Genomic DNA, 26,521 nt, shown 5'->3' with positions numbered 1-26,521 from the left:
TGAGCCTAGTGCGGTGAAAGTTGCACGCTGGGTTCTTAGAGGGACGGCACTTGGTAACAAGTATCGTCTACTCGACAGTTTTGTACAAAACGAATAAGATGCTGAACACTCTCTGGTTGCTGATTAATGGATTCATCCGTATCTGACTCTTCGATTAATATCAGGCTAGTGCTAACCTCTTGCCAGAATTCAGCAGTAATTACATCATCAAATTCGAATGGTTCAGTCATGTGGTGTCGTAAAGCTGCTATCGTCTCTTTCGATAATGGTAGAGAGTCAAGCTCATTGAATTGTGTGATTATTTTCATTTTCAAAACTCCATATATAAGAAAGCCCGAACTCATTCGTTGAGTTCGGGCTTGATATGTTGATTTAATATCGAAGCGATTAGGCTTCGTCGATTAATTGGATTAGAACTTGCGAAGATTGACGAAGAGACTCATTCCCAGCTCTCGCATAACGCATTGTGCTACTAATGGACTTATGGCCGAGAAGTTGCTTTAGCACACCAACATCAACGCCTGCAGATATAAGTGATGATGCATAAGAGTGACGTGCTGTATGAAAAACGATCTGATCGGGTTCTTTAAGCATCAATTCTTTTTTGATCTTGTTGAACAAATGTCGAGGTTGGCTGATGTGTGACTTTTCTTTTTGCCCTGGAAATACATATGGGTTCCCCTTCTTCTTGAGCCTTAGCAAAAAACGAAACTCTTGAATCGCCTGGGGTGTAAGCTGGATCTGGTGTTGAAACCCATTCTTTGAGTCTTCCCTTGGTATACGCATCACACCATTTTCAAGGTCAATATTTGGCCAACGAGCAGCCCTGAGACTGCGTTCTCTGCATCCCAGCATGAAAAGCAGAATAATAAACCGGCTACGAATAGGACAATAATCCGGTTTTCTTAGCTCTTCGAAAATCCGTTTTATCTCCTGAGGCGATAGCCATCGCTCCCTAGCTCCTGTTTCTGGAAACAACTTAACACGAGCCGCAACGTTGGGAATGGAGTACTCTTCTTCTATCATGCGGCCCATTAGCTTGAGCAAACATAACACACGGTTAATTGTTGAACGACTTAGCTTCTTACCACGTAAATGAACCTTATCCATCAATCCTGCAACCATGGACTGTATGTGTGAAACTTTAAGCTGGTCATAACTGATATCCCAAATATCAACACAGTGGTTAAATCTTGCTATATCATGACGCCAGCTTTTCTTGCGTGACTTAGAAATTTTAATGAAGTGATTGTTGAAGTATTCAGATACAGTAGGTATGTCTGGTTTGACGGTTGAGTTTTTTGGATCTATTCCTTCAGCAACCATTAGCTTAATACGTTGCGCTTGCTTCCTTGCATCCGCCAAGGAAACTTCTGGAAACGTACCAAGAGATAAAGAGCCTTTTTTACCATTCAAAGTATATCGAACCAACCACTTCTTTCGCCCATTTTTACCAACCAGAACCTTGAAGCCCGATAATTCGGAACAGGAATACTCTGCTTCAGTGGACCGAGAATTAGGATCATTGGAAGGTAAGCTAGTGATCTTAGCCGTAGTGAATTTAAAACGTTTCTCCATATTAAGTGAACCTCTTTACTGGCTTACTCAATAAGAATATATGTCTAATTTTTGTACTAATCCGGAAGAAAGTCGGACACGAAGCCTAATGTAATACAGACAAGTCAGGCTTCACATCTATTCCAGGTTACTGACAAAGAAAGTTCAACTGTTTTACTCTCTCAACGTATCGTACCAAAAACTACCTTCAGGTGTTTTCCGGTCATTCCCTACTTTAATAACGGTAATTCCTGAATGGTCTTTCAACCTCAATCTTTCTTGATAATACTCTTTAAGCTTTAAATCAGATTCTGCACCAAAGTCATTTGTGTAGTGAAAAATAACTAGTTCCTTTCCATCATCTTCTATACAAGAACGGAATAGGCCATTAATATGCCCGTCATCCACATTAAAACCATAGCCTATAACTGCGACTACATCAGACTCCTTTAGGTTATTGTATAATTTCACATAACGTTCAGACATTTTAATTGATGTGAGAGGTTTAATCCCACTTTGAGTAAATAAAAATGGAACTGTAAAATGCTGACTATCGGCTGAGATTTCTTTAGATACAATAGTATTTAGGTAAGGATCATAGCAGTCATCAACTGAACCATTCAAATAATAAACATCTTCATCTGATATTGTTCCGATAAAGTTGTTATAGTTCGTTGTACCAATAGCCTTAATTTCATGCTCTTCTTTAATATTTAGAATATCATGATAGTAACCATCACCACTTATTATTTTCTCATGGAATTTATCAGCTATAGATGATATATATCGTTGAGCCGTATTCAAAAATATATTTATCTTGCAAAATTTGGCCCAATCTGTTTTTGGGCTATAAAGATAGCGCCAGTTAGAATCAATCAGTGATTGATAGTCTAGTGAAGCAGCAAAGATATCTTCAAGAATTTCTAGGGCAAATGCACATATAAGGTGTTCATCACTTGTATCAGCTGTTATTGCAATTGGCTCGCCATCTAAGATAACTTCGAGGCCTGTCAAACCTGCCCCTCTATAATCTAAAGAAAAAATAGCCCCGAGATCATCAAATATGTCAATCTCATCAGGTTTCTTTTCAAAAATGCCATCATTTAAATTATGCACTAATTCTTCGCCACAAGCCCCTATAAGCAGCTCAAGGACAGAACGACAAAAGTCACGGCACCTTTTTCTTATAAAGAAGTTTTCATCCGTGGATGGGAGCTCAAGTGCTTTCAAGTAACTCGAGAAAAAGTCGCTTGAGAACAGTTGATTATAATCTCCCAAAATACCAGAAATTCTAATTTCATGGCTAAATGTTTCTGAACCAAATGATATACCCAAAACCCTTTCAAAAGCTTCGCGTATGTTTCTATCAAATGTTTCATCAAACTTACGGGCTAATTCTGAGACTCTAGAGTCAAATTCTGATAGATATCTAATAATATCAAAACGTTTGTACTCTAAACTACTTTTAACCAAGCTTTCATATTGAGTTCTACCAAATGATGATATGGGCTTCTTCTCATAGTCTTGTGGTAGCCAATTCTTGGCATAATTTGAGCGTTTATTGACTTTTTCCCTTGCTTCTCTTAACCGTTTTTTGTCTTCAGCAACATCCATTCTAAATATGTCGAGGGCAAATTTCCCTCCTGACGGTAAACCATAGCCAATTTCGGCACCAGCACCAAAAAACAATGATACTTTACTCATTAACTCGCCCTTTTCCAAATATGAATCTTGAATGTCTTCAACAAACAGGTTTTCGATAGACATATTTCAAGCTGATCTTTAGCACACAATCATATCAACACGCTGCATAAGAAAGATATTCCAGCATGCGCATACTTGCCAAAAATTGTGAACTGATAACGTTTGGGCCGGGATGATTACTAGTTAATTTTCTATAAAGTGGACACTAACCCTTAAGTAAAAACTTTTATTAGGTTTCGCGTCCGCTTCATCACGCCCCACCAGACCGGACACAGACAAGAGACCCACAGCAATTCAGCCTTGGCTATATTGGCACGTAAATCACGCACAGTTCATCAGCACAGGAGATTCTTGACACTTTAATCGCACAGGAAATCTGCACAGAGAACAGGAGATAGACAGGAGGTAGGTTTGAGGAGAAGGCTTACCCTGAATTTCAGGTACAAAAAAACCAGCATTAAGCCGGCTTGATATGATTTTTACTGATTACGACACCGCAATTTTTCTAGGATTTTTAAATCCCTTGTGTCTACCAATTCCACCACCAGGGCAACGCAATCATGCGATGGGTTAGACACCATCTGTCTCATCGACCTTTGCCGTGAGAACGAGGCGTACTTTAACGGATTAATTTATCTGGTCAACAATAAATTTTATCTTTTTTATTTAAGTGCTTAAAAAGCGATCTGACTAGTACATTTGGCATTCAATTAGACCAATAAGCACCCGTTCCCTTTCATTAGCCCTGAAGTCATACGCATACTAGTGTCCGTAACTGCTTCGAGGTAAACACGCGACTATCACGTTATGAACGCTGATCTTTTCACCGCTGTAACATCTGTAACAATTTAATTCCCTACTCTTGGCACGATTGCGTACAGAACATCATATTTTGTTACTGATAACTTTATATCGAATGTGGTCGTACCTTTATAAAATCATTGACTTTTTTTATTTTCAAACAAAGCTCAATTCATTATCGAAAATATCAATAAATAATGGTACGTTACACGAGTTGCAGTAATTTAATGGACATATATCACATATAAGGATGTGGTTTACTTTGGCGACACAACATAAGAAAAACAAGGTATATCACTAATGTCTATCAAGAATCTTTCTATAGCGAAAAAGATATCGCTATCGTTTTTACTCATTGCCATCGTCAACATTGCATTTGGCGTGTTTTTATCTACAGAGCTCAAAAGCATCAAATCTGAGCTTTTAAACTATACCGATGATACGCTTCCTGCAATGGAAAGGGTCGATTCGATTCGAGACCACTTGTCTCGCTGGCGCCGAGCTCAATTTGCTGCGTACACTTATGAAGACGCAGACCAAGTCAAAACTAAAATTTCTAACAATATTAGAGAACGCGAAAAGATCACTAGAGAGCTCAACGCTTACGGTGAAACTATCTGGCCTGGCGAAGAGCAGCAAACTTACCAGCGTCTTATGCGTCAGTGGAAAAAGTACTTGGATACTATGGACCAGTACAATGAAGCGATGCTAGCTAACGACAAAAGCAAGGCCCACCCTATTTTGGCGAACTCTTTGTCTGCTTTCGAAGCGGTTGACTCAGAGTTAGGCGAACTAATCCGTCTCCTTAAAGAAGCTATGGACAGCAACAAAACTCATATCCTGTCCTCTGTAAATGGATTGAGTAATTCTTCAATTGCAAGTAACGTGATTATTCTACTGATCATGGTAGGCATGACATACGTGCTGACTCGGCTAATTTGTGGCCCACTTAAACTTGTTGTTGAGCAAGCAAATGCCATCGCGACAGGTGATCTATCAAGTGACATTGACCGTAAAGCAATCGGCAATGATGAGCTTGGTGAACTGGCAGACGCGACCACTAAGATGCAAGATGACTTACGCCAAGTTATCGATAATGTGATTGCTGCAGTTACTCAGTTAAGCAGCGCTGTCGAAGAGATGAACCAAATCTCCGATATTTCTGCGTCTGGTATGAAAGATCAACAGCTGCAAATTACGCACATCGCAACAGCAATGACAGAAATGAAAGCGGCCGTAGCCGATGTTGCTCGTAACACTGAAGACTCAGCGAACCAAGCTAACGAAGCAAACCGCCGCACACAACACGGTGTTCGTGAAACCCAAGGTATGGTTGACGCGATTCAAGAAGTTTCAAACGTAATTGGCGCTGCAGGCGATACCGTAGCAGAGCTTGAACAGCAATCGAATAAAATTAACGTGATCGTGGATGTTATCCGCGACATCGCCGATCAAACCAACCTACTTGCACTTAATGCAGCCATTGAAGCGGCGCGTGCTGGTGAGTCTGGTCGTGGCTTTGCCGTCGTTGCAGACGAAGTTCGAACTCTTGCTGGCCGTACGCAAGATTCAACGAGTGAAATCACTTCGATCATTGAGCAGCTACAATCACTTGCAAAAGACGCAAAATCAGCCACTGAACTTTCTAGAACCAGTATCTCAGAATGTGCAGAACAAGGCATTCAATCAAAACAGCTGATGAGCGACATTGAGCATTCGATTTCGGACATCTCAGACATGGGTACCCAAATCGCCACGGCTTGTAACCAGCAAGACTCTGTTGCGGAAGAGCTTAACCGCAGCATTGAAAACATACATTTAGCATCTCAAGAGGTCTCGCAAGGCTCGGAGCAAACCGCACAGGCGTGCCGCGAACTAAGCCAGCTATCCATTTCTCTTAAAGATGTAATGAGCCGCTTTAAACTGAGTTAAACTCAGTAGGTACCTTAGTAGATATCAAATCAATCCCGATTTGCTTAAATTGAATGTCATCACTGAGGTATATTTAGGTATATATTAAATCACTATCTTAATAAACGCTCCAAAGCACCACTTGGAGCGTTTTACTTCGTCAGGTACTTTCCCCAAGTACTCAATAACATAACCAATACAAAAAACGCGTACGGAGACTTTATGCGCTTAAATAAAACCTTACTATCACTGACTATCGCTGCTGCAATCGCGGTTCCTGTAATGCAAGCTACTGCTGCTCCTCTTCAAATTAGCAATACAGCAGCAAAAGCAGAGCAAGTTCAAGGTGCTAACGCTTGGCTAGAAATAAACTTAGGTCAGTTCCGCGATAATATTGAGCAGTTTAAATCGCACATGGATGGCAAAACGAAAATTTGTGCCGTGATGAAAGCCGACGCATACGGCAATGGTATCGCAGGCCTGATGCCGACTATTATCGAGCAACAAATTCCTTGCGTTGCCGTTGCAAGTAACGCCGAAGCACAAACTGTTCGCGACAGTGGCTTTAAAGGCCAACTTATGCGTGTACGCTCAGCGGATATTGGCGAGATTGAAGCCGCAATCAACCTAAATGTCGAAGAGTTGATAGGCACAGCAGAGCAAGCTAAAGCACTGTCTAAACTAGCCGAGAAAGCTGGTAAAGAAATCAAAGTTCACCTTGCTCTGAACGACGGTGGTATGGGACGTAATGGTGTTGATATGACGACAGAAGCAGGCAAGAAAGAAGCGCTAAAAATCGCTCAACAAGCTGGCGTAAATATTGTTGGTATCATGACTCATTTCCCTAACTACAATGCAGACGACGTGCGCCAAAAGTTAGCTTCATTCAAAGACAGTTCTGCATGGCTGATTAAAGAAGCGAATCTAAAACGCGACAACATTTTACTGCACGTAGCAAACTCTTACACCGCGCTTAATGTTCCTGAGGCGCAGCTTGATATGGTTCGTCCTGGTGGCGTTTTATACGGAGACTTACCAACTAACCCTGAGTACCCTTCTATCGTGTCTTTCAAAACACGCGTGGCATCCGTTCACCACCTGCCAAAAAATAGCACAGTCGGTTACGACAGCAGCTACACAACAAGCAAAGAAAGCTTAATGGCGAACATTCCTGTTGGTTACTCTGATGGTTATCCACGAAAAATGGGGAATACGGCAGAAGTTCTGATCAATGGCCAACGTGCAAAAGTTGCGGGCGTTGCTTCAATGAACACTACTATGGTAGATGTTACAGGTATCAAAGATGTTGAGCCTGGTTCTGAAGTTGTTTTGTTTGGCTCCCAACAAGGCAAAACGATTTCAGCTGCTGAGATGGAAAAACACGCAGAAGTCATCTTCCCTGAACTATACACGGTTTGGGGAAGCGCGAACCCTCGTGTCTACGTAAAATAAACCTATTCAGTTATTCGTAACAGAGCGAAAAAGCGAGCCTCGTGCTCGCTTTCTTTCTTATTTACTAATCTGTACTAGCTCGTGATGTTATCAATTAAACAGAGCTTACTATTTCTGTTGTTTTATTCTCCTTTAGCACTACCAAGCGCGACTCTCTACACTCTGTTTCTTAAAGCCGCTTGGATGGCTCAATTTTATATAGCACTTAGAGTTTGAAAGCCCCTCCAATTGATGTTAAACATGAAGTTTACAAAAGAATAACAAACACACTCGTATGGCACTGCCCCTTTGCCTGCTAGCTAGGTATCTCTATGACAGAAAATACTCAACATCTTCAACGCTCCTCCACTGAGTTGCACGAATTTAATCGGCTTGACGTCTGGAACGGCTTCACCCAACTTTTACCCCTCTCTATGTTCGTGGTCATATTTGGCCTCGCTTTCGGTGTTGCTGCGGTACAGACTGGACTAGATGTATTTCCCACTATGTTGATGAGCACACTGGTCTTCGCCGGTGCTTCACAATTTGCCACGTTAGAAATGTGGGGAGCAGAAGTCCCTCTCATTCCAGTTCTTATTACTGTATTTGCTATTAATGCTCGTCACCTCTTGATGGGAGCTACACTTTATCCATGGTTACGACAACTCCCACCAACAAAACGTTACGGTGTAATGCTGGTAGCATCAGACGCTAACTGGGCAATGGCACTCAATGCATTTGGTAGAAAAGAACCAGGCTTTGGCTTGCTTGTTGGTGGCGGCTTAGCGATGTGGTCTTTTTGGATTGTGGGCACCTGGATCGGCATTTATTTTGGTAGCGCAATCAAAGATCCGGTGGGCCTAGGGCTCGATATGGTTATGGGATGCTTCCTGCTGTCTATGGTGGTGGCCGGGCCGAAAGACTTAAGAATCTTTGCTATTTGGGCCATAGCAGCAGCCTCTTCTATGTTGGCGTATTGGTATTTGCCAGAGAATAGCCACGTAGTGGTTGGCGCCATTACTGGCGGAGTCTTGGGTGCTTGTTGGAAGGAGAAGAAAGCATGAACATCGAAACAACCTTAGGTGGCACACTGCTTATCATTATCGCTATGGCGTTAGTCACGCTCATAACCCGCTGGGGCGGAGTGTATGTTATGTCATTCATTCCAATTAGCGAACGGGTTCAACGTTTCATTACTGCGATGTCAGGCTCCGTATTGGTTGCCCTTTTAGCTCCGCTAGCAGTAGAGGGTGATAACGGTGCTAGAGCAGCACTGTTTTCTACTGCCGTTGTCATGTTCATCGTGAAAAAGCCTCTACCCGCAATCGCAGCAGGCATCATCGCCGCCGCTGCAGTACGTGCTCTTTAGTCGTTGTTTCAAAGCCGATACCAGTCATCAATAAAAGACCCAAAACACAAAGCCCTGATGTCACAAGTGTCATCAGGGCTTATCTTATGCTCATCATTTGAACGATGAACAACGATTATTAATCATAGTGAGACAGCACATTACGCACAGCAGTTACAATTGCGCTTATATTTGTCCATTTTACCAATACCAGGGTTAAAGGTATTGGTTGGGTCTAATTCGTGGTAAAACTTCTGCAACGAGTTTTCGGCTTCATACAAGTGACCCACATTATGTTCTGCTGGGTATTTGGCACCACGGCTATTGAGGTGCTCTAGCATCAGCTTTTTCATCAACTTCGTGTCAGTCCCTTTTTTGAAAATGTAATCTTGATGGAAGACGTAACACATAAAGTGACCATAATAGAGCGCTTGAACAAGGTGCTTACTCACCTCTTCAGGCAAAGTTTCTAGCCACTCTTCATCATTGCGTCGCAATGCGATATCAAGTGCAACGATGTCTTCTACGTCTTTTCGATGAATCGTCTCGTACCGAATTGCTGCACCAGCGGCTGCAAAGCGATGTAAATAAGCTTTTTTACCTTCTTCCGGCGTACACTCGAAGAAATCACAGTCGTCTTCAACAGCCCAAACTTCTTTGAGGTATTTTTGTGCTTCAGCAATACCACCATCACTCATTTTCAATACCAGGTGATGCTCATACTTGTCACGGAAATCCAGCATTCGCTCTGGTAAATGTTGTGGGAACAACTTGCTCGCGTAGTACAAAATGGTGTCTGGCAGATATTTACTGACAAACGGGATGCGCTCTAAGAAGTTTTCTACCTTAGCTTTAAGTGCGAACATTTTTGGCAGCTTATCTGTGCCTAACAAGTCGATGGATAAGAACACATCCTTGCCGTACTTCTCTGCCATGTTGAAGATATCTCGATGCAAGTATTCTCCCATCTCAGGCAAGTTATCAAACGTAGATAAGAAGTCTTTTCGCAACTTCGTTAGTTTCGCAGGGTCATTGGTGCCAAGGTAAAAAACCTGCTCTTTTTCGGGTACTGGGTAGCTGTCAACCCGAACGGCAAAAACCCCCAACTTACCAGCGCAGCCACTGGCTTCAAATAATCGGCGTTCATCGGCATTAAAGCGAGAAGGAATGTCAGAAGTCACGTCTCGAACACGTTCATCGTATTCTTTGTCTGATGCCATTCGCTCATCATGAATGATCTTCGCTGGGTCAAAGTTCCCTTCTTGCAGGTTTGTTAGAATTTCTTCTGGCGTTTCACCTAACCCTTCAATACCAAGGTGGTTCACCAAATGTAACTGGCCTTGCTTATCGACCTGCGCGTAGAGCGCCAGTTCCGTATAAGCAGGACCACGCTTAACTAGCGCACCGCCTGAGTTATTGGCGATACCACCGACCACAGTGGCACCTAGCGATGAAGAGCCGATGATAGAATGCGGTGCTCGGTTCACTGCCTTCAACTCTTTCTCCAAAGAGTGTAAGCTCGCACCAGGCAAGCAAACCGCCTGCTTACCACCATCTAATAAGTGAATCTTCTTGATTTTGGTAATATTGATCACAACCACATCGCGATCATAATCATTACCACTCGGAGCTGAGCCCTCTGTTAAACCTGTTTTAGCCGCCTGCATGATAATGATGCAGTTTGCTTCAACACACTGTTTAATAATCTTCCATTGTTCTAGAAGAGTGTTAGGAAACACGATAGCAAGCGCATTACCACTACCCGAACGAAACCCCGAGCGGTAATATTTCGTTTTAACCTCGTCGGTTAGAACATTTTCTTCCCCCACGATGGTTTTAAATTCTTCAATCAGCTGCTTTTGTTTCATATCCGTATCTCTAGTTATTGTACTTCGCTCACAACACCGCTTAGCGGCAGGCATGGCGTTTGAGCCACTATAAGCAGTCCATTTCTCTGCGTCTATGTCAGGCGGACGAACAATACGTAATCAATAAACAACAAACAAAATAATTCTTTATTTTTCTGTTACTTATCTTTCACATTTGAGAAATTTAACGTAAGAAACAGACCGTTTCTTAAAAGAAACAATAGCAAAACCATTTGTTAACAGTTGTGCGGGGTATCTTGTTATCAATATTAGTGAAGAAAACGAGGAGAAGCGTAAGCTCCTAAATTTAAGAGGACTCTTAGAAATGAAGATGGAAACATAAGCTCAACACCAACATAACGATCGGTGTTGAGTTATTGGCTTAAAATCGATGGTTTTGACTTTGAAAGCTTGTGTATAGATGATCGATAAAGATCTTAATTTTTTCTGGTTGCTGACGAGTGTAAGGGTACACCGCATAAATACCCAAACATTTGGCGGTTTCGTCTTTAAATAACTGAATCAGACTGCCTTGCTTTAAGTCTTCATAAACCAATACACGCGGCACATAGATGATTCCCTGCCCTAACAGCGCTACATTTCTCAATACAGAAGAATTGTTGGTACAGAGGTTACCGTCGACGGTGATTTGATATACCTCGTCTCCATCTTTAAACGCCCACTCATGCGCTCCGGTTTCTTGGTAGGAATAGACTAAACAATTGTGTTTAGCCAAGGCTTGAGGTTGTTTAGGTATGCCATGTTTAGCTAGGTATTGGGGTGACGCGCAAATGATCCAATTCGCATCCACCAGCTTTCTTGCAATCAGACTAGAATCTGGCAACACACCCGTTCTAATTGCCAAATCAAAACGTTCATTCATGATATCGACGAAACGATTATCTAGATCCATATCGATATTGATGTCTGGGTATTTCTGATTAAATTCATTAATCACTTGAGGAAGAATTAATTCACCAGAGATAGTAGGCACCGAAATTTTAATGTGTCCAGATAAGTTTTTACCTAAACCCACAATGGATTCTTCCGCCGTTGCCACCGCTTGATAAACCGCTTTTGCATGAGTAAAAAACGCTCGTCCTGCTTCAGTCAACGTTAGCGTTCGCGTTGTTCGGTAGAGAAGCTGTACACCAAGCTCTTGTTCAAGCTTGGCAATGCGTTTACTGACGACCGATTTAGTCAGTGACATATGTCTAGCGGCAGCACTGAATGAACCTTGCTCGATCAAGTGATAAAAAATGATGTAATCGTCGGTATTTCTCATGCGTCTTCGTCAAATCCTTTGGAAGCCCGTATTGTAAACTGAAATTGGCTGAGGTGCGAAACATCGGGTCACACTTAATATCAGAAACTCGTGACAGAGATGGGGTTGCTAAGCTCACAGGTAATGAAAAAGAGATGGTGTGAATTTATCAGTCTTCAGATACAAAAAAACCAGCTTTCGCTGGTTTTAAGTTGATGCACTTGGCATCGAGATACCGCCATGGCCATATCTGAATAATTTGGAGCGACACACGAGCTTCGAACTCGTGACCTCAACCTTGGCAAGGTTGCGCTCTACCAACTGAGCTAGTGTCGCATTTATTCTCGAAAGCCATTCACTCTCAAAAGAATAATGGAGGCGCCTCCCGGAGTCGAACCGAGGTCCACGGATTTGCAATCCGCTGCATAGCCACTCTGCCAAGGCGCCTTTTTATTACGCTTCAGGGCTCTACCCCGTTGCGTTGGTGGCTACTTTACGGATTGAGAGAAGATAGTCAAACAAAAACATTTCATTTTCTGTTCGTTTGATTTCTTTTAAGTCAATTCGACCAAAGTTCGATCTTATTGGCTTAAAACGAAGCAATATAAATCTCGCTTTCAGTTCGTTTTGTCCCATGAAACATTAAGGCGTTTAATAGTTGCTGACCCTTTTTAGCAATCTTCCCACAACATTAGGGTGATAAGACCAAGTGTGATCAAACATCGACATTAATGCAGGATTTCCGTATTTCGATAAGCTAATCGCGTGAAAACGGTTTTTCTTCGCTTTGAGCGCATCCACTTTGGCCAGTAACTCGTCTTGTTGTTTTGGCGCGATAAAGTCGGAAATGACTACCATGTCTGCGTTTTTATATTTATCACCGCTCATCAAGTCGATAGATTTAATCAAAGTTGGCTCTAAGTCTGTACCACCATGGAAGCTATAAGTTAGAAAGTCCGCCGCCTCGCGCAGACCATCTTGTTTGGTTAGTTCGTAGGTAATGTGTTCCGTAGAAAAAATAATGACATAGCAATCACGTTGCTCCGCTAGTGCGATTTGCATCAGAGCATAAGCCATGGCTTTGGCGCATTGCTCAGGAAAGCCACTCATGGAACCGGACGCGTCCACACAAACAATGAAGGGGCCTTTTTCGATATCTACCGCTTTATGGTCAGGTCGGTGAGCTTTAACTTTACGTAACGTGCGCGATTTGCCTTGTGTACGATAGTTCATGAGCCGTTTATCAACTAAGTGTTTATAGAACACAACTTCAAGTTCAGGATACGCCAAAAACATCGTTTCGTTGGGAAGTAGCTTATTTAGATCATCGCTTTCGTGAATACCGACAATATCATCCGTCGCCTCATCACTTTTCTCTTCGACCAATTGAAGTTCTTCAGTGGGCGCACGATTTAGTTCAGGATCATTTACTTGCCCCGCCATACGACCGAGTTGCTCCGCAATTTCTTGCAAGCCTTGGTGCTTCTTCAGAAACTCAGCATGGCGTTTCATCACCGTTAAGTCTGTTTTACTCAACTTGGCAGATGCCATATCCCACAGGCGCCCTACACTTTCAGCGTCACCCGACTCCGTGACTTTATCCATATTACGCATGGTTTCCATACGTTGATACAGGTCATTCAGCACCTTTTCTTTATTGGCTTCAAGCTCGCTTACTTGCGCTTGTTTTATAGCATCGGTGAGGCTTTTGTACCATTGATCACAAAAGTAATGAGGGAACATAGGGTTATTCATCCCTTTGTTCTTTTCCATCATTCGGCGAGCTTGCATGTAAAACGCAGAGTGCCATTCCAGCTTTTTAATCACATCTTCGATGTTTTCAAAAAACGCCTCTTCATCCCAATGAATAACCTCTTGATATAAAGACAGCTCTTGTTGGAAACGCTCTGTCTCACATACCTTGGTGATCCGTTTTTTGACGCTGCCTCGCCACTTTAACAAGTGACCTTTGACCGAAGATTTAACACCTCGGTTTTCTGCCATCATCATGACTTGTGAACGAGCCATCAAATCATTAACTGCGCTATCGATGATGCCGGAGTCGGCCACCATCAGCGCGAGGTTAAGTCCGTCTGCACCTAGCATGTCGTCTCCTTATGAGAAAAACTGATTTAAGTTTTTAAAGCGTTGGATAACTTTTTCACTTTCTGCTTGGATTGATTCAAGTCTCTGACTGACCTGTTGCAGACTCGACTCCATTAGGCGGGGTAGTTCAGGATCAACAAAGCTATGCGGAAGCGCATCATGAAAGTTCGCTTTCACCTTACGCATATGGTGTTCTGCCTCACTAAGCTGATTTACGGCTTTTTCGCTCTGCGTTAACCACTTTTGGTAAAGCTCTACATCCAAGCCCTCTTGAGTCACTAGACTAACCAGAATGCCTCGGTTCGCGATATCACGGATAACTAGGTTGTTCGCCGCGTCAACGTCAAATCGTAAACGGCACATGTTGGTGTTTTGATTGACGTAACCATACACATCACCGCTTCCCTCTTTAATGACTCGGTCTAACTCATCTTTGGGTACATAAACCCAGCGGCTATCACCTTTTTCTGATTCTGAAACCGACATGTTGCTTTGCAAGACAACCAATTTAACTAAGTTAACGGCTGCGCCAACTTTGTACATCTTGGCTTTAGAGGTATCAAAGCGCATGGTTTCTTTACGCAAAATACCCGTTGCCGCTTCAGACGTTAACGTCATGCGGTAGGCATCTTCAAGTTCATGTTGAACATCAACCAAAGACTCACGGCAGTACTCAATTTCCTGCTCCGCGTCTTGTTGATCAAATGCATGTTTTAAGGCGAACTCTTGAACCACTTCACGTACCACATCTCGCGATTCAGGACTGTTCCATAAACAATCTTGCAACAGTAGAAGGTCAAGCGGATTTATTCCATCGCGACCATTAAAAAACGCGCTCGCTTTTAACAACTTCACGGCTTTCTTCCAGCGGCGGTCAGAGACATACATGTCGGTATTGGCCACATCACCAAACTGAGCTTCAACTTTGCTTTCTAACATCGTTTTAAGCTGGAAAAGCTTTTCGAATGCATTGTCGGTTAGCGTCAATTTGTCGAGCTGTTGTTGCCATTGATGATATTCTTCATCAGTTATCGCTAGGCCTTCTGGTACTTGTGCCTCTTGCGATGTGCCCACAGTCAACATCGACTTAAAGTTTTGTTTATTCTGAATTCGATTCACAAACACACGTACCAACATGCGGTCGTAGAGCGCATCCAATCCACTATCTTCATCGGGTAATTCATTGGAAGCCGATACCAACAAGCGCATTGGCACACGCTCGATATCGCTGCCATTTTTGAATGTTTTCTCATTAACCACTGTCAGCAATGTATTAAGAATTGCAGGGCCCGCCTTCCAGATTTCATCCAAAAATACGACTTGTGCAGTTGGCAAATACCCTTTAGTTAAGCGAACATAACGGCCGTTGTCTTTTAGCTCTTGGATACTCAGTGGCCCAAACACCTCTTCAGGGGTTGAGAAGCGCGTCATCAGGTATTCGAAGTAACTGCTGTTATCGAACGCTTGGATGAGTCGTTTGGCAATTAAGCTTTTTGCAATACCAGGCGGACCTAAAAGAAAAACACTTTCACCAGCAAGTGCAGCAAGAAGGCAGAGCTTGATCGTATGTTCACGCTCATAAACGCCATCCGTTAACGCTTTCGCCAATTTATTGATGCGTTCTGAGAGAAGCGCTTTTTCGGCATTTGAGGCAAATAAGGTTTGTGTCATACGTTCTCCGGCTGCTGAAGTGGTATTGCGTTAACATTTTTATACACTTGTTATAACTTTGTTACAAATGTATTTTGTCGAATTCCCCTTATAGCAGATGCTTTTCCCCTTCTTGACGAAGCAATCAAAGTTTCCATTTATGAGACATTGCTCACTTAAAGTGCAAACGCTTTCGTCGTGTTGCAGTATTTTTTGCTTTTGTTTCCCACCATTTGTGGTTAATGTCGAAAAACGTCAAAAATGCGGTAACAGCTAGGGTTCATAACTGCATGAGCAAGATAATTCATAAATGGAAGCAAATTTCTCTGATTGAAGAAGACGTTATGCTTCCTACAGGACAGGCAATTACGCACACTACAATCCATCATCCGGGCGCTGCAGTGATTCTCCCTATAACAGCGGAGGGTGAGGTTGTCCTTGTCCACCAATTTCGGCCTTCACTTAATAAATGGCTATTGGAACTTCCTGCTGGTACCAGGGAAGGCAACGAAGAGCCGCTCTGCTGCGCCAAAAGAGAGTTAGAGGAAGAAACTGGGTTTAGTGCAGAGAAATTCACGTCTCTCGGCCAAGTCACCCCTCTTGCCGGATTTTGTGATGAGATACAGTATCTATTTGTTGCCGAAAAGCTCAACAAAACAAACCGTTACGAGTGCGATGAAGACGAAGTGATTGAGGTCGTCACCTTGTCAATCAAGCAACTCGAAGAAAAGATAGTCGATGGCACGATCACCGATGCCAAAACGATCGCTTGCTTAAGCAAAGCGCGCCTTTGCGGATATATTTAGGACTTTGACCAAGGAGACATTCATGGATTTTCGATCAGATACCGTTACACAGCCCACCCAAGCCATGCGAGAAGCCATGTTTAAGGCCCCCGTTGGGGATGATGTTTATGGTGATGACCCTACGGTCAATGAGCTTGAAAAATTTGCTGCGCAGCTTGCTGGTTTCGAAGCAGCTTTGTTTACCACTTCAGGCACTCAAGCCAATCTGCTCGGTTTAATGGCGCATTGCGAGCGGGGAGATGAATATCTATGTGGGCAACAAGCACATAACTACAAATACGAAGCTGGTGGCGCGGCGGTTTTGGGATCAATTCAACCTCAACCAGTCGAAAATAACCCAGATGGCACGCTACCATTTGATAAACTGGCTGCTGCGATTAAACCAGATGATTGTCACTTTGCTCGCACTAAGCTTCTCAGCTTAGAAAACACAATTAATGGTAAAGTACTACCTCTGTCTTACTTAGCAGAAGCACGTGACTTCGTGAATAAACATAACTTGCAGATGCATCTAGATGGCGCTCGCGTTTTTAACGCAGCCGTTGCACTTGATGTTCCGGTAAAAGAGATCGGTCAGTACTTTGATTCAATGACGATCTGTCTGTCGAAAGGTCTGGCTGCCCCTGTTGGCTCGCTACTACTTGGTAGCAAAGACTACATCGCAAAAGCACGTCGCTTAAGAAAGATGGTCGGCGGTGGTATGCGTCAAGCGGGTATTCTTGCCGCAGCAGGCAAACTTGCCCTTACCGAACAAGTGGAACAGCTAAAACAAGACCACATCAACGCAAAAACCTTAGCGGAAGGTTTAGCAGAACTGCCTGGTTTTTCAGTCAACCCTGAATTTGTTCAAACGAACATCGTGTTCGCGAAGCTTGATCCTCAAGTGGACATAGTAAGTATCGCTGCGAAACTAAAGGAACAAAACATCACGATAACCCCTGGAAATCCAATTCGTTTTGTAACTCATAAAGATATTTCAGCGAAAGACATCGACACTTTCTTATCAAGTATAAAATCTCTACTTTAATTTGATTTTGATCATTGAGCTTCCCCTAAGGGGAAGCTTTATTGTATCGCCATGATTTTTAGCGAATAGATAACCTCCATGCTCAGGTTTGTACTTCTAATCTCTTTTATTTTCTCTTCCGCTATCCATGCCGAGCCGTTTGGTGATGCTGATAAAGGTAAAATCAAATCACCTAGCTGTGTCTATTGTCACGGTGTTAAAGGCATCGCAACGAACAACACCTATCCAAGCCTTGCTGGTCAAAATTCTCAGTACCTTTACAATGCAATGAAATCTTATCAAGCCGGTGAGCGTAAAGGGCCGCTTGCAGAAATGATGGCAGCACAGTTAAAAATGTTAAATGATGAAGACCTTCGTGATGTCGCTGCTTTTTATGCAGAACAGACAGAAATCAAGTAATTAGATCACCTGTAGATGACTATGAAAGCTCGTGAATCATCCAAACTCAACGCATATTGAAACATTAACCCAACATTTGACCACAAAACAATCAAATTAACTTCACTTCAAATATTTGATGAATTTATAGTTCAACATAAGCATTAATATTGACTTTTTATTCTATTTTATCGATATTTCATGCTTTATTGAATTTGACGTGAAGTAAGTTATGTCTCACACACATGCGCAACCAGCAGACTCGGTTGCTACCCCTAAGTCGTGGCAGATGCCAGATACCCTCATTTTGATCTTCATTGTTGGTATTCTTGCTGCGATTCTTACCTACTTAATTCCTGCTGGTCATTTTGATAGCCAACAGGTGACCTACATGGTCGACGGTGCAGAAAAAACTCGCACAGTTATCGATCCTTCTTCTTTCTCTTATGCTACCGACGAAAACGGTGAATTGGTTTACAACAAGGTTGGCCTGTTTGCTTCTGGTGGTGGCATTGGTCTGATGAACTTCCCTTTCGAAGGGCTAGTTTCTGGCTCTAAATGGGGCAGCGCAATCGGCGTGATTATGTTCATGTTGGTTATCGGCGGTGCTTTCGGCGTTGTAATGCGCACAGGCACAATCGATAACGGTATCCTGCGCCTTATCGATAAGACCAAAGGTAACGAAGCGCTATTCATTCCAGTGCTATTTTTGCTGTTCTCGCTAGGCGGTGCGGTATTTGGTATGGGTGAAGAAGCCGTAGCATTTGCGATTATTATCGCGCCGCTTATGGTTCGCCTTGGTTATGATGGTATCACTACGGTAATGGTTACCTATGTTGCGACTCAAATTGGCTTTGCTACTTCTTGGATGAACCCTTTCTCCGTCGCTATTGCGCAAGGCATTGCGGGTGTACCTGTTTTATCTGGCATGACAGTGCGCATGGGGTTATGGGCTGGCTTTACGTTAATCGGTATCGCTTTCACAATGATCTACGCCGCTCGTGTGAAGTCAAATCCTAAACTTTCTTACAGCCACCGCACAGACCAGTATTTCCGTCAGCAAGAGCTTGGCAATCAAGATTCTCGTTGGAACCTAGGTGACACACTCGTTATCCTTACGGTTATTGCGACCACGGTGTGGGTCGTTTGGGGCGTAGTCGCTAACGCATGGTACATCCCAGAAATCGCTTCTCAATTTTTCACTATGGGCTTTGTTGTCGCGATCATCGGTACGATTTTCCGCCTGAACGGTATGACGCTAAACTGCGCAGCTGATGCATTTAAAGAAGGTGCAGCTATTATGCTTGCACCTGCCCTATTAGTGGGTTGTGCGAAAGGTGTATTGCTTATACTTGGTGGTGGTACAACTGATGAAGCGAGTGTACTGAATTCAATTCTAAACAGTGCTGGCGGCGTGATTAGCGGGCTTCCTGACGTGGCTGCGGCATGGTTAATGTATGTATTCCAATCTATCTTCAACTTCTTCGTCACTTCAGGATCCGGACAAGCGGCACTAACGATGCCTCTACTGGCCCCTCTGGCAGACATTGCAGGAGTTACGCGCCAAGTGGCAGTTTTGTCATTCCAACTTGGCGATGGCTTTACTAACGTTATCGTCCCTACTTCGGCATCTCTCATGGCAACGCTTGGTGTCTGCCGTATCGACTGGGGTGACTGGGCAAAATTCTGCTGGCGATTTATTCTATTACTCTTTACCCTATCAAGTATCGTCGTTATCGCAGCCCATATTATGGGTTTTGCGTAAAACGAAGCCAATTGGTAATTAAGGCGAGACATGTTCTCGCCTTATTAATATTCATGGTATGACGACGCTAAGGTTTTAGATTAGCTCATGGTTTTGGAGTGGTAACTTTAATGGCAACACAATTTCTCGATGACGTGATTCAAGGTCATCAAGTGATTCAATCTCTCAATGTAGCAGACCTAAATTCGGGCGAGCATAAGTTTTGGTTTCGCATCGCAACGAATGCTCTCTCTCAGTGGCAACACCTACCTGTGCTAGTGTTCAAAGGTGAAAAACCTGGCAAGAAAATCATGATTACCGCAGGGGTTCATGGTGATGAGTACAATGGTGTGTTAGCAGCGCAGCAAACTGCTCGAGAGCTCATCGGCACTGAAGTCGCTGGTACTGTCACTATTGTTCCAACCGTTAACATGCCAGGTATGCTAAACCACAGCCGTGATTTCTATTCCGCAGACCCTGATGCGTCTCCTGCAAACTTAAACCGCTTTTTTCCTGGTGACCAAAACGGCAATGAAGCCCAACGCTACTTATATGCATTGTGGAATGATTTGCTCAAACCAAATGCTGATTTAGCCATTGACCTTCACACTCAAACCAGTGGTGCGGCCTATCCGCTTTACGTGTTTGCAGATTTCCGAATCGAGCAATCATTAGAAATGGCTCGTCTCATTAATCCTGATGCGATTTTAAATGATCCTGGAGATGCTGGCGTCCTTGAAACGGTTTGGAATAACCACGGTGTCCCAAGCATTACAGTTGAAGTAGGTATGGGGCGATACACCGAGCAAGAGCTCATCAGTCGAACTGTAACAGGCATTTTTAATGTGCTGAAAGAGCATAACATTGCTGAAGGTGATGTGGACACTATTACGTCATGCTTGGAAGGAAACGAAATCATCAGTGTGAAAGCGACACACGGCGGCTTTGTACTGCCTCATGTTAGTTTGATGGATTTTGTCGAGCAAGGTCAACTTCTTGCGATTCAATACGACAGCTTTGGCGCTGAGATTAAACGCTACACCGCCCCAACAAGCGGCACAGTACTTAGCCACAATGTTGAATCTATTCGAGCACCAGGCTCCCTGATCGTTCGTTTGATTAAGTAAACCATAACCGTTTGTTGATAGATCAACCTTTCGACGCTCACTCAAATTTATATAAGCCCCATCACGAGTAATCACAAATGATGGGGCTATATCCATTTTGACCACATTAAGTTACGCAGTAACAAATTACTGTTAAGCGAAATGACAAACTGAGCTCTTAATTAGGAAGCTTCCCCTCTGTCCGCTTTTTCAGCCACGCTGATGAACTTAAAGCTGTCTTTGTTTCTCTTGTTCAACAAAAATGAGCTCGTCTATAGCGAAACCTTTCTCTTTAGCTACGTACTTAAAGCGCTCCACTACTTTCTCATCAACGTTAGGCGTTCTAGACAATAGCCACAAATAGTCGTGGTTGTAACCGGAAACAAACGCATAGTTATAGTTTTCACCTAGCTCAAAAACAATGTAAGAAGAGTATATTGGCCCAAAAAAGGAAACCTTTAAGTGTCCAACCGTTTTATCTTCAACAAAATAAGCTTTGCCTTCAGCTTCTGACCACTGTCGCTCTTCTTCGGAATATCCACGGTTTATCACCTTAACCCCACCATCCTCGCGAACCTGATACTCAGCGGTAACGTTGGATAAGCCTCGCTCAAATGAATGGTCTAGGCGTGCAATTTCGTACCACTTACCTAGATATGGCTCTAAATCGAAATTATTGACGGGTTCCACCCCATCCGGCTTCGAGGTACAACCAAATAAAGTTGCAAGTGACAAAAGTAAAAATATTTTTATCGATTTCATACAACACCTAAATTTTAATTAGTGATTGATTTTACTCTAGAAGATAACAAATCGATCACTAAGCCGCACCATCGCCCTAATAGGTACACATCACAATTCTTCATCATCAATAGCGCGCTGAACACCGAAACCTCGTCATCTCAGCAAATCGATAACAAGATTGCTCTATTTTTGACTTACAAGCTGACCATGCTTGTACATTTTGTCAGCATTTAACCCTATGCATATAGAAACTTTGCACAACATAGACATTCGTAGGCATATCACCCTCCTATAATACGTTGCGTTATAGACAGAGGTTATTGTTATGAAATTAAAAACAGTGTCAGTTTGTGCACTTTTGGTGTTACTTGCAGGTTGTCAGCAGGAAAAGCCGAGCGCAACGACACAATTAACGACCTCGGCAGATGTATGTAATGCACAAGGAAACATGCCAGGTGGGTGGAATGAGTTTAACGCGACCCCTGATGCACAAAAGGCAATGGCCTTTGTTTTAAAGAAAATGGACACAATAGCGTCGTTTAAACAAATACTGAATGTTCACGCGCAAATCGTTAGCGGCGTCAACTATGCTATTGAGTTTGAATTGGATGATGGCTCTGTTTGGAACACGATTGTTTATCGCAACCTCGATGGCGAATATGCGATTACCCAATCGCCAAAAGAAGGCCACTTTTGCGAACAGTAGCGACTTAGTCAGAAAGCCCCAACATTAGGGGCTTTTTGATCTAACAGTAGTCACTGAATTAGACAGCGAAGCGACATTGAGATTTAATCGACACCGTTGAACCAAGTCTTGATGGTTCTACATCAATCCTCTGCGCCATTTGTTCTTTCAACTCAGAAACGTGAGAAATAACACCGATCATGCGCCCAGTCTGTTGCAGGTCCACTAGCGTTTGAATAGCAAGATCTAAAGACTCTGGGTCTAAACTACCGAAGCCCTCATCAATAAATAAAGTGTCTAAACGAATACCGCCACTATAGGATTGCACAACATCCGACAAACCAAGTGCCAGAGCAAGCGCTGCCATAAATGATTCACCGCCGGAAAGTGTCGCAACATCACGCGTTTTTCCTGTGTAGCCATCTTCAACCATTAAATCTAAGCCGCGACCCGCAGCACCTTTGAAGCCCTCTGTTTTTCGAGCAAGAATATAGCGCCCTTTACTCATAAGGCTTAAACGTTGGGAGGCCTGAATCAGCACATCATCCAACAGTACACCAAGAACAAAGCGATGTAGGCTAACCCTGCTGCCTGTTTTACCACTAGCAACGTCGTACAACGTACCAAAGACTTTGTATTCTTCTTCTAACTTACTATTTTTCTCATGCAACACGGCAATATCTTTACGAACCTTTTCAAGACGTTCAAATATTGAGCGTGTGGTATCAAGTTGATTCCTTACTTCAATATATTGCGCCTGCAGAGTGGTTAACCTGTCATTAAACAACTCTAAATTAGGCCTTTCAAGATCTTTCAATGCATGATTTAAATCATGTAGTGTTTGCTCAAGCTTGGTTTGTGCCTGTTTGAAGCTGTCTATTTCTTGCTGCCAGGCTTGAAGTTCATCATCTCCCACTCGACTACTTAGATAATGGCTTTCATCCTCAAATTTACTCGCCTGTAGTGCCTCATTCCACGCTAATTCTGCTTGGCTAAGTTTTTGCTCTGACTCAGATAACCACTGCTTGTTCGTCGCTAAGTGACTTTCCGCATTTGATTTCTCCAATATCGCTTGCTGCAAAGCGGTTTGCGCCTTTTCTAAGCCTGTGTTCAAACTCAGAATTTGCTCTTTTGTCAGCAAAATTTCACGTTCAAGCAAGTCAGCGGAACTGTATTTTGGGTCAATAGAAGCTTGTAATTGAGCCAATTGTTCTTGGTTCGCTTTAACGGTTGATTCATTTGCCGCCATTTTATTCTGCAGCTCATGAATTTTATTTTCACCCACGACGCAGCGTTGATTAAGCTGTTCAACGTTCTTTTCTAGCTTTTCAATATCAATAGCTTGTAGACGTAGGAGTTGAGCATTGATCGCTTGCAAATCATTTTGAACCGTCGAGATCTCAGATGTAGCATACTCACCCAACTCCTCTTTCAACTGGTTACACTGATTCTGATACTGACTAATGACAACGTTATGTTGTTCTAGCTGATTGCTTAGTTGGTTCAACAAGGTTTGAGCTTCTCGCTCTTTAGCTCTAGCCGCCTGAACTTGCTCTTTTGTAACGGCTTCTTCAACAAACGTTGCGGGGTTAGGATGCGTTTCGCTACCACACACCGGGCATGCTTCACCTGCTTTTAGTCGCTGCGCTAATACTGCCGCTTGAGCGTTGTGCCACTTAAGCTCTATCGTATCAGCGGCTTGTTGACGCTGCATATAGCGCTGACTGGCTTCGTGTAGTGACTGCTGCTTGCCTACAGTTAGCGCATTGAGTTTAGAGAGCTCTAAAGTAAGATCATGCAGCTTTTGTAGATCCTGTAACAGCCGTTGTTTTTGTTTTATTTCCGCATCGATGCTGCCAATAAGCGCAACATCAACTCGTGCTTTCTCTAGCTCCTTCTGTCCCTGCTGGGCCTGTAACGTTAACTTATCTTTTAGTTCTATGTACTGTTTTAACGTTGCTTCAAATTGTTGTTTTTGTTGATAACCCGCCGTTATTTTACTTTCCAAATTGTCTTTCTCGACCAACTTGTTTTTCATACTTTCAAGTTGATACTGCAGTTGCGTTAACTGCGGGACCTTTGCCGCTGCCTCTTTTGCACTTTGCTGCAAGTTTTCTTGTTCTCTCGCAACGACATTAGCTTTTTCGAGACTCTCTTCCAAAGCTACGATTTTTTGCCTAAGCTCTTGCGTTTGAGCTTTTGCATTTTGTAATGAGATGTAGGGCAACTCTATCTTATTGGCATTTTTAGCGTTTTCTAATTGCTGTTGACGAGCTTTTATCGAATCTGAGTGTTCTAGATGCAGCTTGAGTGCGCTTTCTGCTTGCTCTCGTTTCGAAAACTCTCCATTCAAGGTTTCCGCTTTTTGCAATTCAGATTTAGCAGTATTGAGCTTATCTAACGCTGCTTGCTCATTCTTTTTATCAGACTCTAATTGCTTAGTTACTTGTTCCAGTTGTTGTAATAGTTCTTGTTCAGAACTCGCTTCTGCAACTTGTAAAGCACCTCGAATTTGATTATCAAATTCGCCTTTCGCTTTACTAATTGCACTCGCTTTATCTTTGAGCGCGTACTCAATTTTTTTATATATGTCAGTTTGAAAGAGCTGGCCAAAAATTTCTTCACGCTCTTTAGAGCTAGCAAGCAACAGTTCTCGGAATTTTCCTTGAGGCAACACCATAACTTGACGAAATTGAGTTTCATTCAAGCCAATAATATTGCTAACTTCAGTTTTAACCTGAGTCGTCTTGCTGGTGATAAGCGTTTCAGTCTCACCGAGTTCATAAAGAGCCGCAGTGTGCTTTTTAATCGTCATCCCTTCACCACGGGCCTTGGGCGCTTCCTGCTCAGGGGATCGAACAACTCGGTATTGTTTGCCGTGTAACGAAAATTCGAGAACTACTTCGGTTGGTAAGTCTTGCGCGGATAAGTCACACCGCATCTGAATACCTTGTCGCTCATTACCTGTGGTTTCACCATAAAGGGCGAAGCAAATGGCATCTAAGATCGACGTTTTACCGGAACCTGTAGGACCATTAATCAAAAATAGAGGGTTACTGCCAAGCTTCTCAAAATGAATGATTTCAGTTTTTGCAAACGGACCAAAGGCTTGCATGGTTAGTTTAATTGGTTTCATCTTTGGTCCCTATTGCTGTGATAATTGCTTAATAATGTCAGTAACAGCTTGCTCTTGCTCTTTAGACAACTGGCTATCTTGCGCCTCAATAAAAAAATCTCGGAACATATCAATTTCGCTTCGCGCCAACTTTGCTTGCGCCATTTCCTGCTCTACCCCAATTAACATGCCAGGTTTCTCAAGGTGTAAAACGTTTGGATACACTGAACGAAGTTTTTCCATTGGGTTTAAAATCGCATGTTTATCCATCAAACGAACTAACAAATAATCTTCATTCTTGGGGTCTGTTTTCCCTTGCTCAATAACTTTATCCAGCTCGCCCTCTACAATACGCATTTCATGAGGAGCCGTAAGATCAATATGCTTTGCAGAAACGAATCCTTTCTTGTCCAGTTCAACTAACGTGAAACCTTTTCTCTGGTTCTGTTCACCAAAGCTATACTTCATGAGAGAGCCAGAGTAACGGATATGCTCTGCGCCTTTCTTTTGAGGCTGATGCAAATGACCAAGTGCGACGTAGTCAAAATCTAAGAAGTGTTCATGACTCACGCGATCAGAACCACCAATAGATAATGGTCGTTCAGAGTCTGACTCGATAGCCCCATCAACAAAACAGTGACTCACGAGCACGCGCTTTTGCTTAGAGATAAAGCGCTCTTTAATTTGCTCAACAAGCAATTGATGAGCCTCATCATGAGTGGATACCGAGGCTTTGTAGGCAAACCTGACCTGTTCAGGGTCGTTATAAGGCATACCATAAAACGCGACCTCGTCCGCAGAGTCCGTTTTTATGATGATGGGAGTGAGCATCTCTTCAAAGTTGCTAACAATATGGAGACCTGCATTTTTCATTTGCTCTGAGCCGAAACCTAACCTTTCTGCACCATCATGGTTGCCAGATATCAATATCATTGGTGTTTCTAACTCGGTACAAATGCGTTTCACGACTCGATTTAACAGTTCTATTGCAACCGTTGGTGGCACCGAACGGTCATAGATATCTCCCGCCACTACAACTGCATCGACGGGGTTGCGTTCAATATAGTTAATCAGTTGTTCGAGTACTGCTTGTTGATCTTCGAGTAGTGATACGTTGTGGAATTGTCGACCAAGATGCCAATCTGAGGTGTGGATAAACTTCATTCGAATTCACTTTCCGCCAATTCTATGAGTAGGCTTGCTTCTGTCAGAGTCAATGTACCGTTTATAAAAAGGAATGCGTCACGGGTGGGATCTCGAACAAGCCAAAACTCAA

General features: G+C 43.0%; 20 protein-coding genes and 2 tRNA genes. 10 read left to right on the top strand and 12 right to left on the bottom strand.

Going from position 1 to position 26,521, the window contains the following annotated elements; all coding sequences use genetic code 11:
- Positions 1-35: 35 nt before the first annotated feature.
- The 3 genes from R7P80_RS19640 to R7P80_RS19630 all read right to left on the bottom strand — a co-directional run bounded on the left by R7P80_RS19640 (position 36) and on the right by R7P80_RS19630 (position 3,324).
- A complete protein-coding gene (locus R7P80_RS19640) occupies positions 36-308 on the bottom strand; it encodes a hypothetical protein (RefSeq protein WP_225491842.1) in 273 nt (90 codons plus the stop codon).
- Positions 309-387: 79 nt separating this feature from the next.
- Positions 388-1,578 carry a site-specific integrase gene (locus R7P80_RS19635; protein WP_169644543.1) on the bottom strand — a complete coding sequence of 397 codons (1,191 nt, stop codon included), beginning with the start codon at positions 1,576-1,578 and terminating at the stop codon, positions 388-390.
- Positions 1,579-1,731: 153 nt separating this feature from the next.
- Positions 1,732-3,324 (bottom strand): hypothetical protein, encoded by a 1,593-nt coding sequence (locus R7P80_RS19630; RefSeq protein ID WP_212734075.1) that lies wholly within the window; start codon positions 3,322-3,324, stop codon positions 1,732-1,734.
- Positions 3,325-4,362: 1,038 nt separating this feature from the next.
- Between R7P80_RS19630 and R7P80_RS19625 the strand changes: the two genes are divergently transcribed.
- The 4 genes from R7P80_RS19625 to R7P80_RS19610 all read left to right on the top strand — a co-directional run bounded on the left by R7P80_RS19625 (position 4,363) and on the right by R7P80_RS19610 (position 8,773).
- The gene (locus R7P80_RS19625; protein WP_053303666.1) at positions 4,363-5,994 is read left to right on the top strand and encodes a methyl-accepting chemotaxis protein; all 1,632 of its coding nucleotides are present in this window, start codon (positions 4,363-4,365) and stop codon (positions 5,992-5,994) included.
- A gap of 201 nt (positions 5,995-6,195) precedes the next feature.
- Complete coding sequence (alr, locus tag R7P80_RS19620) at positions 6,196-7,425, top strand: alanine racemase (RefSeq protein ID WP_025767730.1); 1,230 nt, start codon at positions 6,196-6,198, stop codon at positions 7,423-7,425.
- A 311-nt stretch (positions 7,426-7,736) separates the two neighbouring features.
- Positions 7,737-8,468 (top strand): AzlC family ABC transporter permease, encoded by a 732-nt coding sequence (locus R7P80_RS19615; protein ID WP_017820197.1) that lies wholly within the window; start codon positions 7,737-7,739, stop codon positions 8,466-8,468.
- Positions 8,465-8,773 (top strand): AzlD family protein, encoded by a 309-nt coding sequence (locus R7P80_RS19610; RefSeq protein WP_017820198.1) that lies wholly within the window; start codon positions 8,465-8,467, stop codon positions 8,771-8,773. Before R7P80_RS19615 ends, R7P80_RS19610 begins: the two co-directional genes overlap by 4 nt.
- Positions 8,774-8,913: 140 nt before the next feature.
- On the opposite strand, the gene dld is transcribed toward R7P80_RS19610, so the two are convergent.
- The 6 genes from dld to R7P80_RS19580 all read right to left on the bottom strand — a co-directional run bounded on the left by dld (position 8,914) and on the right by R7P80_RS19580 (position 15,661).
- Positions 8,914-10,620: a D-lactate dehydrogenase gene (dld, locus tag R7P80_RS19605; protein WP_053349928.1), complete on the bottom strand. Its 1,707-nt coding sequence runs from the start codon at positions 10,618-10,620 to the stop codon at positions 8,914-8,916.
- Positions 10,621-11,002: 382 nt separating this feature from the next.
- The gene (locus R7P80_RS19600; protein ID WP_132936427.1) at positions 11,003-11,905 is read right to left on the bottom strand and encodes a LysR family transcriptional regulator; all 903 of its coding nucleotides are present in this window, start codon (positions 11,903-11,905) and stop codon (positions 11,003-11,005) included.
- Between the two features lie 239 nt (positions 11,906-12,144).
- Positions 12,145-12,220, bottom strand: a tRNA-Gly gene (locus R7P80_RS19595).
- Positions 12,221-12,257: 37 nt separating this feature from the next.
- Positions 12,258-12,331, bottom strand: a tRNA-Cys gene (locus tag R7P80_RS19590).
- Between the two features lie 204 nt (positions 12,332-12,535).
- Positions 12,536-13,990 (bottom strand): ATPase RavA stimulator ViaA, encoded by a 1,455-nt coding sequence (gene viaA / locus R7P80_RS19585; RefSeq protein WP_005375981.1) that lies wholly within the window; start codon positions 13,988-13,990, stop codon positions 12,536-12,538.
- A 9-nt stretch (positions 13,991-13,999) separates the two neighbouring features.
- A complete protein-coding gene (locus tag R7P80_RS19580; RefSeq protein ID WP_132936426.1) occupies positions 14,000-15,661 on the bottom strand; it encodes an ATPase RavA domain-containing protein in 1,662 nt (553 codons plus the stop codon).
- A gap of 269 nt (positions 15,662-15,930) precedes the next feature.
- On the opposite strand from R7P80_RS19580, the gene R7P80_RS19575 reads away from it, so the two are divergent.
- From R7P80_RS19575 to R7P80_RS19555, 5 genes are all read left to right on the top strand, one after another.
- Positions 15,931-16,446, top strand: coding sequence for an NUDIX hydrolase (locus R7P80_RS19575; RefSeq protein ID WP_186585271.1), 516 nt, complete (start codon positions 15,931-15,933; stop codon positions 16,444-16,446).
- A 22-nt stretch (positions 16,447-16,468) separates the two neighbouring features.
- Entirely contained in the window at positions 16,469-17,473 is a 1,005-nt protein-coding gene (gene ltaE / locus R7P80_RS19570) for a low-specificity L-threonine aldolase (RefSeq protein WP_005375978.1), read from the top strand.
- A 78-nt stretch (positions 17,474-17,551) separates the two neighbouring features.
- Entirely contained in the window at positions 17,552-17,872 is a 321-nt protein-coding gene (locus tag R7P80_RS19565) for a c-type cytochrome (protein ID WP_005375977.1), read from the top strand.
- A 211-nt stretch (positions 17,873-18,083) separates the two neighbouring features.
- Positions 18,084-19,616 (top strand): putative basic amino acid antiporter YfcC, encoded by a 1,533-nt coding sequence (gene yfcC / locus R7P80_RS19560; protein WP_005387492.1) that lies wholly within the window; start codon positions 18,084-18,086, stop codon positions 19,614-19,616.
- 110 nt (positions 19,617-19,726) lie between these two features.
- Entirely contained in the window at positions 19,727-20,722 is a 996-nt protein-coding gene (locus tag R7P80_RS19555) for a succinylglutamate desuccinylase/aspartoacylase family protein (protein WP_047101032.1), read from the top strand.
- Between the two features lie 207 nt (positions 20,723-20,929).
- Here R7P80_RS19555 and R7P80_RS19550 read toward each other — a convergent pair whose 3' ends face one another.
- Positions 20,930-21,463: a lipocalin family protein gene (locus R7P80_RS19550; RefSeq protein ID WP_005375974.1), complete on the bottom strand. Its 534-nt coding sequence runs from the start codon at positions 21,461-21,463 to the stop codon at positions 20,930-20,932.
- A gap of 307 nt (positions 21,464-21,770) precedes the next feature.
- Here R7P80_RS19550 and R7P80_RS19545 point away from each other — a divergent pair, with 307 nt between their 5' ends.
- A complete protein-coding gene (locus R7P80_RS19545) occupies positions 21,771-22,151 on the top strand; it encodes a cystatin domain-containing protein (RefSeq protein ID WP_017633640.1) in 381 nt (126 codons plus the stop codon).
- A 58-nt stretch (positions 22,152-22,209) separates the two neighbouring features.
- On the opposite strand, the gene R7P80_RS19540 is transcribed toward R7P80_RS19545, so the two are convergent.
- Both R7P80_RS19540 and R7P80_RS19535 read right to left on the bottom strand, forming a co-directional pair.
- The gene (locus R7P80_RS19540) at positions 22,210-25,266 is read right to left on the bottom strand and encodes an AAA family ATPase (protein ID WP_132936423.1); all 3,057 of its coding nucleotides are present in this window, start codon (positions 25,264-25,266) and stop codon (positions 22,210-22,212) included.
- A gap of 9 nt (positions 25,267-25,275) precedes the next feature.
- Positions 25,276-26,409 carry an exonuclease SbcCD subunit D gene (locus R7P80_RS19535; RefSeq protein WP_005375971.1) on the bottom strand — a complete coding sequence of 378 codons (1,134 nt, stop codon included), beginning with the start codon at positions 26,407-26,409 and terminating at the stop codon, positions 25,276-25,278.
- Between the last annotated feature and the right edge of the window lie 112 nt (positions 26,410-26,521).

The sequence above is a fragment of the Vibrio sp. 2092 genome (assembly GCF_033339635.1).
GTDB classification, from domain to species: domain Bacteria; phylum Pseudomonadota; class Gammaproteobacteria; order Enterobacterales; family Vibrionaceae; genus Vibrio; species Vibrio alginolyticus.
This window is presented reverse-complemented; position numbering and strand designations above follow the sequence as displayed.